The organism is Streptomyces sp. DT2A-34, from assembly GCF_030499515.1.
In the GTDB taxonomy this organism is placed as follows: domain Bacteria; phylum Actinomycetota; class Actinomycetes; order Streptomycetales; family Streptomycetaceae; genus Streptomyces.
The window spans coordinates 6,683,706-6,699,810 of the sequence record NZ_JASTWJ010000001.1; the positions used below are offsets into that span (position 1 = coordinate 6,683,706).

Annotated in this window: 11 protein-coding genes and 2 pseudogenes; 10 read left to right on the plus strand and 3 right to left on the minus strand. The window is 70.5% G+C overall.

Annotated features, from left to right (window positions below):
- The first annotated feature begins 102 nt into the window (after window positions 1–102).
- Window positions 103–576: a DUF1203 domain-containing protein gene (locus tag QQM39_RS30080; protein ID WP_302000683.1), complete on the plus strand. Its 474-nt coding sequence runs from the start codon at window positions 103–105 to the stop codon at window positions 574–576.
- 70 nt (window positions 577–646) lie between these two features.
- Here the strand turns inward: QQM39_RS30080 and QQM39_RS30085 are convergent, their stop codons facing one another.
- Window positions 647–1,663 carry an aspartate-semialdehyde dehydrogenase gene (locus QQM39_RS30085; RefSeq protein WP_302000684.1) on the minus strand — a complete coding sequence of 339 codons (1,017 nt, stop codon included), beginning with the start codon at window positions 1,661–1,663 and terminating at the stop codon, window positions 647–649.
- A gap of 308 nt (window positions 1,664–1,971) precedes the next feature.
- On the opposite strand from QQM39_RS30085, the pseudogene QQM39_RS30090 reads away from it, so the two are divergent.
- Both QQM39_RS30090 and QQM39_RS30095 read left to right on the plus strand, forming a co-directional pair.
- A pseudogene (locus tag QQM39_RS30090) lies at window positions 1,972–2,498 on the plus strand (RNA polymerase sigma factor).
- A 1-nt stretch (window position 2,499) separates the two neighbouring features.
- Window positions 2,500–3,219 (plus strand): hypothetical protein, encoded by a 720-nt coding sequence (locus QQM39_RS30095; protein WP_302000685.1) that lies wholly within the window; start codon window positions 2,500–2,502, stop codon window positions 3,217–3,219.
- Between the two features lie 57 nt (window positions 3,220–3,276).
- Here the strand turns inward: QQM39_RS30095 and QQM39_RS30100 are convergent, their stop codons facing one another.
- On the minus strand, window positions 3,277–6,567 hold the full coding sequence (locus QQM39_RS30100) for a S8 family serine peptidase (protein WP_302000686.1): 3,291 nt from the start codon (window positions 6,565–6,567) through the stop codon (window positions 3,277–3,279).
- Between the two features lie 225 nt (window positions 6,568–6,792).
- On the opposite strand from QQM39_RS30100, the gene QQM39_RS30105 reads away from it, so the two are divergent.
- From QQM39_RS30105 to QQM39_RS30120, 4 genes and pseudogenes are all read left to right on the plus strand, one after another.
- A complete protein-coding gene (locus tag QQM39_RS30105) occupies window positions 6,793–7,260 on the plus strand; it encodes an NUDIX hydrolase (protein ID WP_302000687.1) in 468 nt (155 codons plus the stop codon).
- A gap of 199 nt (window positions 7,261–7,459) precedes the next feature.
- Window positions 7,460–9,250 (plus strand): TIGR03767 family metallophosphoesterase, encoded by a 1,791-nt coding sequence (locus tag QQM39_RS30110; RefSeq protein ID WP_302000688.1) that lies wholly within the window; start codon window positions 7,460–7,462, stop codon window positions 9,248–9,250.
- A 51-nt stretch (window positions 9,251–9,301) separates the two neighbouring features.
- Window positions 9,302–9,625, plus strand: a pseudogene (locus tag QQM39_RS30115) (peptidase); the annotation flags it as partial.
- A 97-nt stretch (window positions 9,626–9,722) separates the two neighbouring features.
- Window positions 9,723–10,883, plus strand: coding sequence for an LLM class flavin-dependent oxidoreductase (locus QQM39_RS30120; RefSeq protein ID WP_302000689.1), 1,161 nt, complete (start codon window positions 9,723–9,725; stop codon window positions 10,881–10,883).
- 57 nt (window positions 10,884–10,940) lie between these two features.
- Here QQM39_RS30120 and QQM39_RS30125 read toward each other — a convergent pair whose 3' ends face one another.
- On the minus strand, window positions 10,941–12,143 hold the full coding sequence (locus tag QQM39_RS30125; RefSeq protein ID WP_302000690.1) for a helix-turn-helix domain-containing protein: 1,203 nt from the start codon (window positions 12,141–12,143) through the stop codon (window positions 10,941–10,943).
- Window positions 12,144–12,577: 434 nt separating this feature from the next.
- Between QQM39_RS30125 and QQM39_RS30130 the strand changes: the two genes are divergently transcribed.
- The 3 genes from QQM39_RS30130 to QQM39_RS30140 all read left to right on the plus strand — a co-directional run bounded on the left by QQM39_RS30130 (window position 12,578) and on the right by QQM39_RS30140 (window position 16,088).
- A complete protein-coding gene (locus QQM39_RS30130; RefSeq protein WP_302000691.1) occupies window positions 12,578–13,999 on the plus strand; it encodes an aspartate aminotransferase family protein in 1,422 nt (473 codons plus the stop codon).
- Window positions 13,993–15,033: an NAD(P)-dependent oxidoreductase gene (locus QQM39_RS30135; RefSeq protein ID WP_302000692.1), complete on the plus strand. Its 1,041-nt coding sequence runs from the start codon at window positions 13,993–13,995 to the stop codon at window positions 15,031–15,033. The genes QQM39_RS30130 and QQM39_RS30135 overlap by 7 nt, the downstream gene beginning before the upstream one ends.
- Before the next feature lie 86 nt (window positions 15,034–15,119).
- A complete protein-coding gene (locus QQM39_RS30140; RefSeq protein WP_302000693.1) occupies window positions 15,120–16,088 on the plus strand; it encodes a UbiA prenyltransferase family protein in 969 nt (322 codons plus the stop codon).
- The last annotated feature ends 17 nt before the right edge of the window (window positions 16,089–16,105 follow it).

A 16,105-nucleotide genomic window follows, 5' to 3' on the forward strand; every position in this document is an offset into this window, starting at 1 on the left:
CCTCGATATGTGTGGGTTGCGTCATCCTTCCACGGGACCTGCACGGAGCGCGATGTCCGTCTCCCGCCGGTGGGCGGGGCGGACGCGCGTGAGGCTGGGGACATGACGACGTACTTCGCACGCCCCGTCTCTCCGACAGCCCTGAAGGAGTTGCGCTCTGCTGACGATGCGGGGCGCCGAATGGTTCCCGTGACCGACGAGGAAGGCGGTTCGCCCTTGCGCTGCTGCCTGCGCCACAGCGCGCCCGGCGAGCGGATCGCCCTCGTCTCCTACGCCCCTCTGCGCCGCTGGGCGGCCGAGAGCGGGGCCGATCCGGGGGCGTACGACGAGCAGGGGCCGGTGTTCATCCACGCGGAGGAGTGCGGGGGCCCGGACGGGGACGCGCTGCCCTTCACCAACGCCCACCGCACCGTCCGCCGTTACTCGGCCGACGGGCGCATCCTCGGGGGACGGCTCGTCGGGCCGGGGGCCTTGGGGGAGGCTTTCGCGGAGGCGTTCGCCGACCCCGCGGTGGCAGTCGTCCACGTGCGGGCCGTGGAATACGGGTGTTTCCTCTACGAGGTGCGCAGGGATTAGCCGAGGACCGCAACAACAAAGGGGCGGCCACCGTTCAACGGTGGCCGCCCCTTCGACGTAGGTCCGGGCGTCAGCGCTTCAGCTCCGCCGCCACCAGCTCCGCGATCTGCACCGCGTTCAGCGCGGCCCCCTTGCGGAGGTTGTCGTTGGAGAGGAAGAGGGCGAGGCCGTGCTCGACCGTCTCGTCGGTGCGGATGCGGCCGACGTACGACGGGTCCTGGCCGGCCGCCTGGAGCGGGTTCGGGACGTCGGTGAGGGCCACGCCGGGGGCGCCGGCGAGCAGCTCCTTGGCGCGCTCCACGCTGATCGGGCGGGCGAAGCGGGCGTTGACCTGGAGGGAGTGGCCGGAGAAGACCGGGACGCGCACGCAGGTGCCGGAGACCTTCAGCCCGGGGATCTCCAGGATCTTGCGGGACTCGTGGCGGAGCTTCTGCTCCTCGTCGGTCTCGTTCAGGCCGTCGTCGACGATCGAGCCGGCCATCGGCAGGACGTTGTAGGCGATCGGGGCGACGTACTTGTTCGGTGCGGGGAACTCCGCCGCCGAGCCGTCGTGGGTCAGCTTGGGCGCGTCGTCGCCGACCTTCTTGACCTGGTCGAACAGCTCGTCGACGCCCGCGAGACCCGAGCCCGAGACCGCCTGGTAGGTGGCGACGACCAGCGCCTCAAGGCCGGCCTCCGCGTGCAGCGGCCTCAGCACCGGCATCGCGGCCATCGTCGTGCAGTTCGGGTTGGCGATGATGCCCTTGGGGCGGTCGGCGATCGCGTGCGGGTTCACCTCGGAGACGACCAGCGGGACCTCGGGGTCGCGGCGCCAGGCCGAGGAGTTGTCGATCACGACGGCGCCCTGCGCGGCGACCTTCGGCGCCAGGGCCTTCGAGGTCGAGCCGCCCGCTGAGAACAGGACGATGTCCAGGCCGGAGTAGTCGGCCGTGGCCGCGTCCTCCACGGTCACGCCGTCCAGGACCGTCCCCGCCGAGCGGGCCGAGGCGAACAGGCGCAGCTCGGTGAGCGGGAAGTCACGCTCCGCGAGGATCCTGCGCATGACCGTGCCGACCTGCCCGGTGGCTCCGACGATTCCGACCCTCACGGCGACTCCCTTACGCGTTCTTGAATGTCTGCGGCCTTTCCATCATGCGGCCGACCCGGGTCCGCCTGTCCAATTCTTTGCGTTCCATGCCCGAGGAGCGGGACACCCCGACCCGTCCGGCGGCACCGGAACTCCCGTGCACACCCGCACTGAGCTGCAGAAATTGGCCCTACGAGGCCCTCGTTCCGCAAGCTGTGCTGCGGCCGCGCGGCGGTGTGACGTACGCCTCGCAGAAAATCCCGGCGACCCGGGCGAACGTTTCCGTGCGCTGCGGCGTCGTAGGAGAAACGCGGTGAGGGGGGTGGCTTGTGCTGCGCAGAAAGGCCCGCCGTGCCCAGGAGGACGATCACAGAGATCCTCTGGACGCGGCCCAGGAGCGTCGGGTGCGGGCGGTGCTCGCGCTGGGCGGGGTGCCGCAGACGGACCTGCTGGACGGGGTACAGCAGGTCCGCCTGCGGTTGCTGGAGCGGGCCGCGAGCGGTCGCGAGGCGCCCCGGGACGTCTCGGCGTGGGCGGCGGTCGTCGCCTCCAACCTCGCCATGGACTGGCACCGGGCCAAGAAGCGCCAGGAGCGGCTCGGGAACGGCTCGCCTCCCTGCGCCAGCTCGAACACCCCTCCGGCGAGGACACCAGCCTGCTCTCCCTCGCCGTCGCCCAGGGCCTGGACGAACTGCCCGACGCCCAGCGCCAGGTCCTCGTCCTGCGCTTCTACGCCGACCTGCCGGTGCGCGGGATCGCCGAGGAGCTCGGCATCCCGGAGGGCACGGTCAAGAGCAGGCTGCACACGGCGGTACGGGCCCTGCGCGCCCGCCTGCACGAGGACGAGGTGGTGTGACGTGACCGCCGAGAACGAAGGCCGCAAGGGTTGCGACGGCGTCGATGCCCTGATGGCCGCGATCACCGACGAGCCGCTCACGGACGAGGCCCGCGCGGACGCCGCCTTCATGGCCGGGCACCAAGCGGCGGTCGCCGATGTGGCGCTGCTGCGCGAGCAGCTGGGGATCATCGGACGGGTGCTCGGCGAACCGCCGTCCCAGGCCCCCGAACCCGTTCCCGTACGACAGCCCTCCCGCATCCGGCGGCGTGCGTTCACCCTCGCCTTCGGCACCCTCGCGGTGGCTGCCGTCGCCTCGGTGGTGGCCGGCCTGGGCTGGCTGCTGGCGCAGGCCGGGGACGGGGGCCTGGCCTCGGGAGGCAGCGCTGACACGGCGAGTTCCAAGCAGGAGGCCGACGCCGACTTCGGCAGCCCTCGCTACCTCGCCTGCGCCCGGTTGGTCGCCGAGGGCGACGTCACCGGTGTGGTGCCGGTGCCCGGGACGGGGCAGGAGCGGATCACCCTGAGCGTGACCCGGTCCTACCAGCCGGAGAACAGCGACGACGAGGTCACCTTCGTGATGGAGGAGGACTCCGTTCACAAGGGCGAACACGTCCTGGTCGGCATCCCGAAGAACGCCGCCGGTCCGGACGTCTGGGTCGTCGGCGAGCAGGACATCGCCCCCGAACGAGCCTGGATCACCGCATCGCTGCCCGAGGCGCGCAAACTGGCCTGCGAATGACGAAGGGCGGGCGCCCGGTACTGGACCGGACGCCCGCCCTCACAGCCGTACCGACGACTACGGCGTGACCTTCTCGATCTTCACGTTGCCCAGGCCCGCGACCGTGCCGCGCGCGTTCAGCAGCTGGACCTGGCCGAAGAACTCACGGCCCTGCGGTGCGGCCGCCTGCGCGGTGACGCTGCCCGCGACGGTGGTCGAGTCACCCGTGCCGAGCTTCACCGGCGACTCGTCGACCGTGACGGTGCCGAGCGCGGTGGAGTAGAACACGTCCAGGTAGTCGTACGCCGTCGAGCCGGCCGGCACCGAGTAGCCGATGACCTGGATGCTGTACGTCCCGGCGGCCGGCTTCGCGATCTTGACCGACTCCTCCGAGTCACCGTCGGCGGAGCTGCCGACCTTGGTGCCGGCCGCGTCGTAGACGACCAGGTCGAGGTCGGCGGCCGCGTCGGAGACGTTGCCGATGGTGACGTCCAGCGACGTGGCGCCCGCGGCCACCTCGACCGTGGTGGTCTGGGTGGCGCCCTCGGCGATGGTCGGACGCGCCGTCTTCGACGAGCCGAGCGGGCCGCCGGCCAGCTTGCCGTCGATCGCGGCGTAGTTGTTGGTCACCTTCCAGGAGGCGGCGGCCGGGGTGCCGACCTTGGCCTCGGGCACGGTCACGGTCTCCGGGTCGAAGGCCGCGCCCAGGACGGTGACGTCGAGGGTGTACGGGTTGTCGAGCAGCGGCGACGTACGGCGCGACTCGACCTCGATCTCCCAGACACCGGGCTTCGGGTCGGCGTAGGCGCGCACGTCCGGCTTGCAGCCGTTGCCGTTGCCGTCGCCGTAGTTGGTGTAGCAGTTCGGCGTGCCGGTCGGGTCGGACGGGACGCCGTACGGGTGGATGGCGATGAACCGGGTCTGGCTCTTGTCCTTCAGCCCGCCGATCGCCACCTCCAGCGACTTCGCGCCCTCGGGGACGGTCACGAAGTACGACTTGTTGCTGTTGCGCTGGACCGAACCGGACGCCGAGTAGGTGTACTTGAGCGGCGCCGCGACCACGACCGTGTTGAGGACCTGCTTGTCGATGCCCTCGGTGCGCGGGTCGTCGACCTCCAGGATGGCGCTCTTGATGCCGGCCGAGGACGGCTTGGCGGCGACCTGGACGGTGACCGGCTTGTTCAGGCCGAGGCTGATCTCGTCGGAGCCGACGATGCGGAAGGTGTCACCGGCGTTGTTCTCCAGGTGCAGCTCGTGCCGGATCGCCTTGTCCGCGCCGGACGTACGCGTGAGGGTGATGTCGTACGTCTTCTTCTGCCCGGCCTTGAGGCCGCCCTCGCGGTCGTAGACGCCCGTGCCGAAGCCCGGGGTCTTCAGGAGCTGGTCGATCGCGGTGTCGACCGGCGCCTTCACCGTGTACTCGTGGGCGGTGGCGCCGTCACGGATCGAGTCCCAGGCGTCCTCGATGTTGATGAGGCCGGCACCCTCCTCGTACGCCTGAACACCCTTGATGTGATCGGCGGTTGAGGTCAGCGCCGTGCGCAGCTTCGCCGGCGTCAGGGCGATGCCCTTCTGCTTGGCGGCGCTCAGCAGCAGCGCGGACGCGCCCGCCGCCTGCGGGGACGCCATCGACGTGCCCTGGAGCATGCCGTAGCCGGCCGGCAGCGAGTAGCCGGCCTCGGCGACGGGGGCACCCGGCAGCCAGGTCTGGATGGTGTTGATCGCGGCGCCCGGCGCGGACAGCGTCGGGGTGAAGCCGCCGTCCTCACGCGGGCCGCGCGAGGAGAACGGCATCATCGCGTACGGCTTGGACACGACCGAGCCGTAGTTGGCGGCCCAGGTCTCCTTGGAGATGGTCGCGCCGACCGAGATGACCTTGCTGGACAGGGCCGGGTCGCCGATGGTGTTGGCGCCGGGCCCGGAGTTGCCGGCCGAGATGACGAGCTGGACGCCGTAGGTGTCGATGAGGCGCGTGTACAGCTCGGCGCGGGCGTTGTTGCCGTCGTTCAGCGCCGGGAGGCCGCCGATGGACATGTTGACGATGTCGACGCCGCGGTTGACGACGAGGTCGATCATGCCCTCGGTGAGCGCGACGTTGGTGCAGCCGCCGGTCCAGGTGCAGGCACGGGACGCGACGAGCTTGGCGCCCGGGGCCGCGCCGTTCATCTTGCCGCCGAACAGGCCGTTCGCGGCGGTGATGCCGGCGACGTGGGTGCCGTGCTCGGACTCGATGACGCCGATGTTGACGAAGTCGCGCTTCTGGCCGACCCAGGTCCCGCCCAGCGGGTCCATCGGCACGTCCTTGCGGATCTGCACGACGAACGGCTGCCGCTCGGCGACGTCGGTGGCCGGGTTGTCGGTGCCGAAGTACCCGATCTGGAAGCCGTCCTTGTACGGCTTCATCGGGGTGTCGTCACCGAAGTCGTTGTTGTTGTTCAGGTCGACCCGGACCGTGCCGTTCGCGGCGTCGTACAGGACGCCCCACGAGTCGGTCGTGTCGCCGTCGCGGTTGGCGTCGCCCGCCGCGTCGCCGCCGGTGGTGTACGACTCCAGGAAGGTGCTGACCTGGTACGAACCGGCCGGCGCGGCCCAGGACTTGTCGCCGTAGGTGAAGGTGGGCCCGGAGACCGAGGTCACCATCGGGCGCCAGGTGCGGTCGCTGTCGAGGAGCGGGTCGGTGGCGGTGACCCAGTCGACGATCTTCCGCTCACCGGTGGTGGTCTTCTGCAGCGCGGGATGCCCGAGGTCCACACCGCTGTCCAGGATGCCGATGGTGATGCCGCGGCCGTCCGCCTTCGGGTTGTCCTCCACGAAGTCGACGGCGCCCGTCTCGAAGGACGGGTTGTACGGGTTCTCGGCCGGGGTGTTCTTGCCCGGGGCGGCGTACGAGGTCGCCGCGGCCGTCGACTTCCTGGTGTCCACGGCGGGGTCGTCCAGGGGGATCTCCTCGCGCAGGTCGATGCCGTGCACCGAGGAGAGCTTCGCGGCGGCGGCGACGGCCGAGTCGGCCTTGCCGGTGGGGACGGTGGCCCGGACGTAGCCGAGCTTGTCGTAGGTACGGCCCACAGAGCCGACCGCGTCCAGCTGCTCGGCGACCTTCTCGGTCTGGCCGGGCGCGGTCGCGATCATCATCGTGACGTTCTTGTCGCCGTCGGCCTTGGCCTCGGCGAGCAGATCGGCGTCGTCCGCACCGAGCTTGTCGTGCGCGGACTTGACGCTCGGGTCCGTCGCGACCGGCGCGGGGTCCGCGGCTATGGCCATGGGTATCGGCCCGGCCGCGGAGAGCGCGGCGACGAGACCGGCGGCCACGGCTATGCGGGCCGCGCGTCTCGCGCCCGGCTTCGGTTCGCGCTGGGGGGTGAGGGTCATCGGCATCCCTTGTCGGTAAAGGAGCATGAGGCGTCCGGTATGCGACCCCGGACGACCGCACAGCCTTACGCAAGGCAAGGATGTTTGGGAAGAGTTGACCGAATCGAAATGCAGGGATGGGGGAAACCCCCTATGCAATTGGGGCGTGAGGAGCGAAAGGGGCAAGTCGCCCGCAAGCTGAATAATCGCCTGCCGAATGTGGCTCCCGCCGTCTAACGTCCGTACGTGCGGAAGAAGTTGAGGGTGGCGGCCTACGCCATTTGCGTACGTGACGGACAGCTCCTCCTCGCGCGGTCACCGGCACCCGGCGGCGGCTTCGAGTGGGTGCTGCCGGGCGGCGGCATGGAGCACGGTGAGGATCCCTACGACACGGTCGTGCGGGAGGTGGAGGAGGAGACCGGCTACCTCGTCGAGCCGGTCGGGCTGCTCGGCATGGACTCCGTCCACCGTCTCTTCCCGGGCCGCCGCCTCCGCCGGGCCGTGGACCACCAAGGCCTGCGGCTGGTGTACGAGGCCCGCATCACCGGCGGTGAACTCCGCTACGAGACGAACGGCTCCACGGACATGGCGGCCTGGCATCCGCTCGACACGGTGACCGAACTGACCCTGGTCCCCATGGTCGTGAAGGGGCTGGCGCTGTGGCGTGAGCGCCCGGCGACGGGACGAGTACCCCGGAAGATGAACACTGAGTGACCGCGTCCCGGCCGTTCGAGGAGCGGCCGTGGACGCGGAAGGTAGTCCAAGATCGACGTACGGTGATCGGCGCTGCCCGTTGCGGTCATGTTCATGCGCAGGTCATCCCCGCTGCCAACGATCCACAGTGAGCGGGAGGTTCGCCTCGGCGACCACCCGCGACCACTGCCGACGCGTTCGCACTCGGGGAGATCGCGCCATGTCGCGCATACGCTCTGTCGCCAGCTCCGCGCTGGGGGTCCACCGCCGTACCCTGCTCGCCGCCACCGGAGCGGTGACCCTCTCCGCGGGCGTCGGCTACGCCCTGCGGCCCACCGACAGCCAGGCCGCCACCACCACGGGCCCCGCGGGCGCGCCGGGCGCCGACGCGGGCAACGCCGCCGCCGAGGCGCCCGTCGGCGCCTCCCGCAAGCTGCCGGTCGCGCTCGCGCCGTACACCCGGGGCACCACCCTCAGCTCGGTCGCCGCCCCGCGCGGCGCCTCCGGCTACCGTCGGCTCGGCCACGGTCCCGGCTGGAAGCGGGTGGTCCGCGAGAACCTGGCGGCGGCCAAGTCGGGCCGCGAGAGCCGACGTACGGCGCTCGCCGCCTTCGTGCAGCTCACCGACCTGCACCTGATCGACGCCCAGCACCCGCTGCGGCTGGAGTACCTGCGCTCGACCGATGTGCACGCCTGGCGGCCGCAGGAGGCGCTGACCGTGCCGGGCGCCGTCGCGCTCGTCGAGCGGATCAACGCGCTGCGGGGCGCCCCCGTCACCGGCGCCCCGTTCCACTTCGCCATGACCACCGGCGACAACACGGACAACAACTGCAAGTCCGAGCTGGAGTGGTTCCTGACGGTGATGAGCGGCGGGCGCGTCACCCCGAACACCGGTGACCCGCGCGGTTACGAGGGCGTCCAGAACAGCGGTCTGAAGCTGTACTGGCAGGCCGACGACAGCGTCCGCGACGCCGACAAGCAGCTCGGCTTCCCGCACATCGACGGCTTCCTCGCCGCCGCGACCCGCGAACTGCGCAGCCCCGGGCTGAACATCCCCTGGTACTCGACGGTCGGCAACCACGACGCGATGCCGCTCGGCACCTACGCCTCGCACGCCGACTCCTACCTCACCGACCTCGCCGTCGGCGGCAAGAAGCTGATGAGCGTGTCGGCGGCCGACGCCAAGAAGCTCCAGGACTCCCTGAAGCAGGACAAGGACCCGAGGGGCACCGTCTTCAAGGAGTTCCTCAAGGCCCACGCCCGCTCGATGCGCTCGGTCACGCCGGACGAGAGCCGGGCCCCGTTCACGCCCAGGGAGTATCTGCAGGCCCACCTGAACCCGGCCCACCGGGGCCTCGGCCCGGTCGGCCACGGCTACTCGACGGCCAACCTGGACGCGGGCACCCAGTACTACAGCTTCCGCATCGCCGACGACGTCATCGGCATCAGCCTCGACACCACCGACGCGGGCGGCCACTACGAAGGGTCCATCGGGGCGGCCCAGTTCAACTGGCTGGACCGCACGCTGCGCGACAACAAGGACTCGTACGCGATCATCTTCAGCCATCACACCAGCGAGACGATGGACAACCTGCGCCGCGACCCGGCCCGCCCGAACGAGCGGCGCGTGGGCGGCGCCGAGGTGGTCGAGCTGCTCGCCGGTCACCGCAACGTCCTGGCCTGGGTGAACGGCCACATCCACAAGAACGTCATCACGCCGCGCTCCGGCGCCGACGGCGGCTCCTTCTGGGAGATCTCCACCGCCTCCCACGTCGACTTCCCCCAGCTCGCCCGGATCATCGAGGTGGTGGACAACAAGGACGGCACGATCTCGCTCTTCACCACCCTGATCGAGTCCTCGGCCCCGCACGCCACGGACTTCACGGACCTCTCCCAGACAGGCCTGGCCGCCCTCTACCGCGAGCTGTCCTTCAACGCCCCCGGCGCCCGCACGACGCTGGCGGGCGACCGGAAGGACCGCAACACGGAGCTGGTGCTGAAAAAGGGCTGAATGCCGCTCAACTGCCGTACGGCTCCTCAACCTTCGCCGTACGCCCCTGGTCTGATCTCCACCTCGGCCGACCTGAACCGCTTCTACTCGGCCCTGCTGCGCGGCAGGCTGCTACCGCCACGCCAGTTGGCGGAAATGAAGACCACCGTGAAGGTCGAGGAAGCCCCTCACGCCGGCTACGGCCTGGGCCTCATCGACCGGCGGCTCAGCTGCGGCATCCACGTCTGGGGCCACAGCGGCGGCATCCTCGGCTCCGTCTCCGAGGCCGTGACGACCGCCGACGGCCGCCATTCCCTGGCCTTCAACTTCAACGGCAACTGGGCGGGCGACACGGACGCGGTGATCGAGGCCGAGTTCTGCGGAGAGGACCGGTAAGAGCCGGTAGCCGCAAGGCAATTCGTACTCGTTTCATGGGCTGAACCCGTACATTCGGAATCCAACGCTCCGAATTGCGAAAGGCCGCCCCACAGCGATGAAACTCGACATCTTCAGCGAGATCCAGAACCCCCGCCCGTGGCCCGCCGACGACCACCAACACCACCGCATCCAGCAGGCGATCGAGCAGGCGGTGCTCGCCGACGAGCTGGGCTACGGCTGCTGGTGGCAGGTCGAGCACCACGGCGCGGAGGAGTTCAGCCTCTCCTCCGCGCCCGAACTGCTCCTCGCCGCGCTCTCCCAGCGGACCTCGCGCATACGCCTCGGCCACGCCGCCGTCCTTGCCCCGCGCGAGATCAACCACCCCATCCGCATCGCCGAACGGGCCGCGATGCTGGACCAGTTGAGCGGCGGACGCGCCGAGATCGGGCTCACCCGGTCGACCCCACCCGAGTGGCGGCTCTTCGGGGCCGACCCGGCGACGGTGCGGGAGCGGACGCGGGACGCCTTCGAGGCCGTACCGAAGATGTGGACCGGGGACACCTCGGTGAGCGGCGGAGTGCCCGTCGTGCCGGCGCCGTACCAGCGACCGCATCCGCCGCTGTGGCAGGCGGCGTCCAGTCCGGCGTCCTTCGAGGAGGCGGGGCGGCGTGGGGTCGGGGTGCTGGGGACGACCCTGTGGGAGCCGCTGGACCGGGTGGCGAGGCTGGTCGAGCTCTACCGGGCCGCCGCGGCGGAGTGCCGGGAGCCGGTCGGCGTGTCCGTCAACAACCAGGTGGCCTTCTTCACCTTCGTGCACTGCGCCGAGACCGACGAGGAGGCCATGCGGGGCGGCGCGGCGGCCGCCGCGGCCTGGTACACGGCCCGCGCGCTCACCTTCTTCGAGGCGGCCGACGCCTTCATGGAGACCATGGAGAGGGAGCGTGCGCTCATGGCCGACCCGGCCGGCGGCGGCCTCGCCGGTGAGTTCCTGCGCCGGGAAGCGGCGGCAGCGGGCGGGCCGAGCGCCGCCATGCTCGTCATCGGGCGCATCCTGCAGGGCGAGACGGTCCCCGACGACGAGGTCTACAACGCCCTCGCCGAGCAGGACTCCCTCATCGTCGGCAGCCCCGAGACCGTCCGTAAGAAGCTGCGCGCCTACGCCGACCTGGGCATCGACCGGCTGATGTGCTTCCAGCAGGTCGGGGCGCTGCCCCACGAGAGCGTGCTGAGCAGCATCCGCCGGGTGGGGGAACTGATCCCGGAGTTCGACGACTGAGGCCCGCCTACGGGCCACCGCCGCCTGCTGCCCGATCGCGTCCGTACCCCTACGACATCAGCTCTTCGGCGTCTCGGCCAGGGTTCGCCAGATCTCGGCAGCCAGGTCGATGTTCGACGTCTGCTGAGCCCGTTCGGCGAGCTCCCGAAGCTGCTGGACGCCCTGCTGCGCGTGGCCCTCCAGGATCAGCAGCCGGTTGTGCAGCATGTCGAGCCTGATGCGGTCCCGGTAGGTGAGCCGCAGATCGTCGAGGACGAGCTCGTCGTGCGCCGCCCGCGCGTCGGCATACCTGCCCTCCTCGAAGGCGAGGTGCACCCGCAGGGTCAGCATCTCCTGGTGGTGCACCGGGGTGCCGAGGAGCGAGAGGGCGGGCTCGGCCTCGTCCAGGCGCCGCCGGCACTCGTCGAGCTGGCGGGGCGAGGCCTGGAGGTACAGGGAGGCCGCGGCCAGGCGCAACCGCATCCACAGCACCAGGTCGAGACGGCTGTCGAACTCCGCCAGGGCCCGTTCCAGCAGTTCGCGGGCGGCGGCCGAGTCGCCCTGCCGGAAGTGCACGGTAGCTGCCGCCCACAGGGCTTCGGCCCGCAGCGTGCCGGCATGCTCCGGCACCAGCTCCACGAGGTCGTCCGCGTGGGCCCGCGCGTCGGAGAGCCGGCCGGCCTCGGCCTCCACCGACACCAGCGTCAGCAGGGCCGCGCCTGTGTCCTGGACCGACAGTTTGTGGTCGTAGGCCAGACGGCACGCCTCCTGCCCGGCCTTGAGGGCCCTGGGGATCTCACCGAGCGTGCGCAGACATCGAGCGAGCTGGGCCCGGGCCCGGCACTGCAGCTCGGGGAGCATCAACTCCTCCGAGGTGTGCACCAGTTCGTCCAGGAGGTCGACCTCCTCCTGGCGCGCACCACGGCGGGCGGCGGCAGCGGCGAGCAGCCAGAGGGCCTGCCAGCGGAGCGTCGGATCCACCGCGGGCGACAGTTCGAGAGCGGCGGCCAGCTTCTGCAGCGCCTCGTCGCCGTCGGCGGACGTGGCCAGTGCGAGGGCCTCGGCGACCGAGCCGACGCTCGGTTCGTCGAACTCGGACGGGTCGACCCGGAGCCGCTCGGCGAGGTAGGCGATCACGCGTGCCGTCGGTTGCCGCGCTCCCGACTCCAGCCGGGACAGATATCCGGTCGACATGTCATCGCCGGCGACGGCGGCCTGTGACAGCCCCCGTTCCGTGCGCAGTTCCCTGAGACGGCGCCCGAAAGCAGGCTGCTCCACCATGTCATTCCACCAGCCGTTCGAGGGGTCGGACCCCCACGCTAGCTCCTTGGGCAGAGCTTGGCAAATGCTTGCCACAAGCATGCGATCGACCTCTGCCCCACGGTCGGGCAAACGGCTGGCAAAGGCGGTCGGGCGTACCCGTGACGAGTCCGACACCTGACGTCAACTCGCCTGACCGTGCGTGTTGCCAGCTCTTGGCAACCCATTGCCAAGATCTGGCAACCGCTGTTACGTTCATCTGGCAACACGGAAAGCGCATTCCCCCCATCCCAGCGCACCCTTCAGGCGGTCGTCAGCAATGGAAGAGCTCCAGAGCCTCCAGTACGTCGGCACCACCGCACAGATCGACTGGCCCTGCCGGGCCGCCTCCTGACCGCACGTCACGCAGCAGCGAGAACCAGCAGCGAGAACCAGCAGCGAGAAGGGAAACGACCATGCCCGAGCTCATCGGAATCGAGCAGTGCGAACAGCTCAGCGCCAAGCAGGTGCAGGCCCTCTACCGGGAGTACGTGAGCCGCAGCCACGTCTCCCTCACCACCACGTTCGGCTTCGGCAAGCAGATGATCGAGAAGGCCGAGGGGGTCTGGCTGTACACCCGGGACGGCGGGAAGATCCTCGACTTCACCGGCGCCGTCGGGGTGCTGAACCACGGGCACAACCACCCGCGCATCCTTCAGGCCCGCAAGCGCTTCGCCGAACGCCACCGGATGGAGGTCCACAAGGCGTTCCTGTCGCCCTATGTCGCCGCGCTCAGCCACAACGTGGGCCGCCTCCTGCCCGGCGACCTCGACATCTCGTACTTCCCCAACTCGGGCGCCGAGGCGAACGAGGGCGCCATCAAGCTGGCGTACAAGTACCACGAGGGCAGACGGCAGACGATCCTGCGCTCCGACATCAGCTTCCACGGAAAGCTCCTGGCCACGGGCAGCCTCACCGGCTCCCTGGAGAACAGCTTCCGCTTCCCCGGCATCCCCAATGTCACGTATCCGTACGGCGACATCGATGCCATCCGCGACCTGGTGGCGCAGCACCGCACCGCCGACGGGTCCTGCGACGTCTACGCCATCATGGTGGAGCCGTTCAGCGCCTCCACCATGAACAGCTGGACCGAGACCGCTCTGCGGGAACTACGGGAGCTGTGCACCCGGGAGGACATCGTCCTCATCTTCGACGAGGTCTACACCGGGTGGGGGAAGTCCGGCAGCCTGTTCTACTTCATGCGCTACGACGGCCTCATACCGGACATCCTCACCTACTCCAAGTCGTTCGGCGGCGGCAAGGCGTCCATCGCCGGCTACACCACCCGCGAACCGGTCTTCCGCAAGGCGTACGACCGGCTCAGCGAGGTGATCCTGCACTCCACCACGTACTACGGCTTCGGCGAGGAGACCGCCACCGCGATGGAGGCCGTCAACATCATCGTGGAGGAGGACTACCCGGCCCGGGCCCGCAAGATCGAGGAGATGCTCACGCACGGGCTGCAGGAGATCCAGGCCAAGCACCCCGAGACCGTGCGGCACACCGCCGGCGTCGGCGCCATCCACGGCGTCTTCCTCGGGGGCGGTGCGAAACTGCTCGACCTCGCGGGCAAGCTGGCCCCCTCCGGACTGTCGTCCGACCCGAAGTTCCGCACCAAGCTGATCACCAGCGCGGTGATCGCCGAGCTCTACCGCGAGCACGGCATCCTCACCTACTTCAGCCCCAACGGCGACAACCCGCTGGTGGTGGCCCCCTCCCTGGTCATGGAACCGGCCGAGGTGGACTACTTCCTGCAGAGCCTGGACGCGACTCTCGCCAAGGGGCTGCCGGGCCTGCTCACCAAGTTCGTCCGCGACCGGGTGCTGGCCCGATGGTGAGCCGCGGCGTCCTGATCACGGGCAGCAGCGGCATGCTGGGCCGCAACCTCGTCGCGCGCTTCGCCGCCGACGGCTGGTCCGTGACCGGTCTGGACATCGCCCCCGGCCAACCGCCCTCCGGGGTACGGGAGATCACCGCCGACATCCGCGACGCCGAGGCGGTGGACCGCGCCATGCGAGGCGCCGACCTGGTCGTGCACTGCGCGGCGGCCCTGCCGAGCTATCCGGCCGAGGAGATCCGCTCCATCGTCGTGGGCGGCACCCGCACCCTCCTGACCGCGGCCCGCCGCCTGGAGATACCCCGCACCGTCTACATCTCCTCCACCGCCGTCTACGGCCTCCCGGATGTCGTCCCCACCCCCGAGACGTATCCCTACGCCCCCGTCGACCCCTACAGCCGCGCCAAGGCCGAGGCCGAGGCTCTGGCACTGCGCTTCCGGCAGGAGGGCATGCTGCTCCCGGTGCTGCGCCCCAAGACTTTTGTCGGGCCGGGCCGCATGGGACTGTTCTCGATGCTCTTCGAATGGGCCGAGGAAGGGCGCAACTTCCCCGTGCTCGGCCGCGGTGACGTACGCATCCAGATGCTCGCCATCGACGACCTGGTCGACGCCGTCGTGCTGGCCGCCACCGCGCCCGCCGCGGCGGCGAACGACACCTTCAACGTCGCCGCCGCCGAATTCGGCACCCTCCGCGAGGACTTCCAAGCCGTCCTCGACGAGGCCGGACACGGCAAACGCATCGTCTCCGTCCCGGCAGGCCCCGCGCTCGCCGCGCTGAAGCTCCTGGAGAAGGCCAAGCTGTCCCCGGTCTACGGCCGGCTGCTGCACAAGCTGCGCGCCGACTCGTACGTCAGCACCGACCACATCCGCGAGACGCTGGGCTTCGTCCCCCGCAGCTCCAACCGGGACGCCATCCTCGCCACCTACCGCTGGTGGCGCGAACAGCCCCGCGCCACGCAGGCCGCCAAGTCCGGCCGGACCAGCCGGGACCCGTGGCGCCAGGGCGCGCTCGGCCTCGCCAAGGTCCTCTTCTGAGCCCGCCGCTCACCCTTCCTCCCGCTCAGCCTCCCGCTCACACTTCCTCCCCGCTCTCCCTCGACTTTTCGCACGAGGAGACCACCATGTCCGTCGTCGAAACTCCCCCTGCGCGCCTGTCCCACAGCGCACCCGAACCCGCCGCCACCCCGCCCGCCGCCACCCCGCCCCCCGCTCCCCGCCGAGGCGCGCCGCGCGACCTGCTCGCCCTGTCCCGCCCCTACCAATGGGCCAAGAACCCCCTGGCCGTGGCGCTCGCCCTGCTCACGATCCCGGTCTGGGGCGCCGGCACGCTGGCGGGCATCGCCTGGTCGACCGGGCTGTTCGTCCTCGCCTCCGTGGCCGTCTACGTCCTCAACGACCTCCTCGACCGGCACCGCGACGGCCTGCATCCCGTCAAGCGCCACCGCCCGCTGGCCTCCGGCCGGTTGAGCGTCGGTACGGCCCTGGTGTTCCTGGCGACGGTCTGCGCGCTGTTCGCCACGGGCGTCGCGCTCGCCTCACCGGCCCGCTGCTGGCCCGTCCTCGTCTACCTCGGCCTGAACCTCGCCTACAGCCTGCGGCTCAAGCACATTCCGCTCGTCGACGCCTTCTGCGTGGCCCTCGGTTTCGTCCTGCGCACGCTCCAGGGATACACCGCCACCGGACAGCCGGCCTCCGGATGGCTGCTGCTCAGCGTCTTCGCGGTCTGCCTGCTGTTCGTCTTCGGCAAACGGCGCCACGAACTGGCCCGGGGCAACGCCGCCCACCGCCCCGCCCTGCGCGGCTACTCCGTCCCGTACCTGGACCACCTGAGCGTGATCAGCGCCACCCTGGCCACGGTCGGCTATCTGCTCTGCATCCGCACCGACATGGCCCTCCACCACGGCACGGCCACCCTGGTCCTGCTCACCGCGCCCTGCGCCTTCTTCGCGGTCTTCCGCTACCTCCAGCTGCTGGTCGTCGGCCACGGCGGCGGCGACCCGGTCCGCACCCTCTCCGGCGACCGCCTGCTGCTCGGCAGCGGCCTGCTGTGGGGCGCCCTGACCGCGGTGTGCCTCGCGGCCCTGCACTGAAAGGAACGTGTCACGTC

Excerpts from the sequence above, each read along its gene's own strand:
- QQM39_RS30080 (WP_302000683.1), top strand. The coding sequence starts at position 103 with ATGACGACGTACTTCGCACGCCCCGTCTCTCCGACAGCCCTGAAGGAG.
- QQM39_RS30100 (WP_302000686.1), bottom strand. The coding sequence starts at position 6,567 with ATGACCCTCACCCCCCAGCGCGAACCGAAGCCGGGCGCGAGACGCGCG.
- QQM39_RS30110 (WP_302000688.1), top strand. The coding sequence starts at position 7,460 with ATGTCGCGCATACGCTCTGTCGCCAGCTCCGCGCTGGGGGTCCACCGC.
- QQM39_RS30120 (WP_302000689.1), top strand. The coding sequence starts at position 9,723 with ATGAAACTCGACATCTTCAGCGAGATCCAGAACCCCCGCCCGTGGCCC.
- QQM39_RS30125 (WP_302000690.1), bottom strand. The coding sequence starts at position 12,143 with ATGGTGGAGCAGCCTGCTTTCGGGCGCCGTCTCAGGGAACTGCGCACG.
- QQM39_RS30130 (WP_302000691.1), top strand. The coding sequence starts at position 12,578 with ATGCCCGAGCTCATCGGAATCGAGCAGTGCGAACAGCTCAGCGCCAAG.
- QQM39_RS30135 (WP_302000692.1), top strand. The coding sequence starts at position 13,993 with ATGGTGAGCCGCGGCGTCCTGATCACGGGCAGCAGCGGCATGCTGGGC.
- QQM39_RS30140 (WP_302000693.1), top strand. The coding sequence starts at position 15,120 with ATGTCCGTCGTCGAAACTCCCCCTGCGCGCCTGTCCCACAGCGCACCC.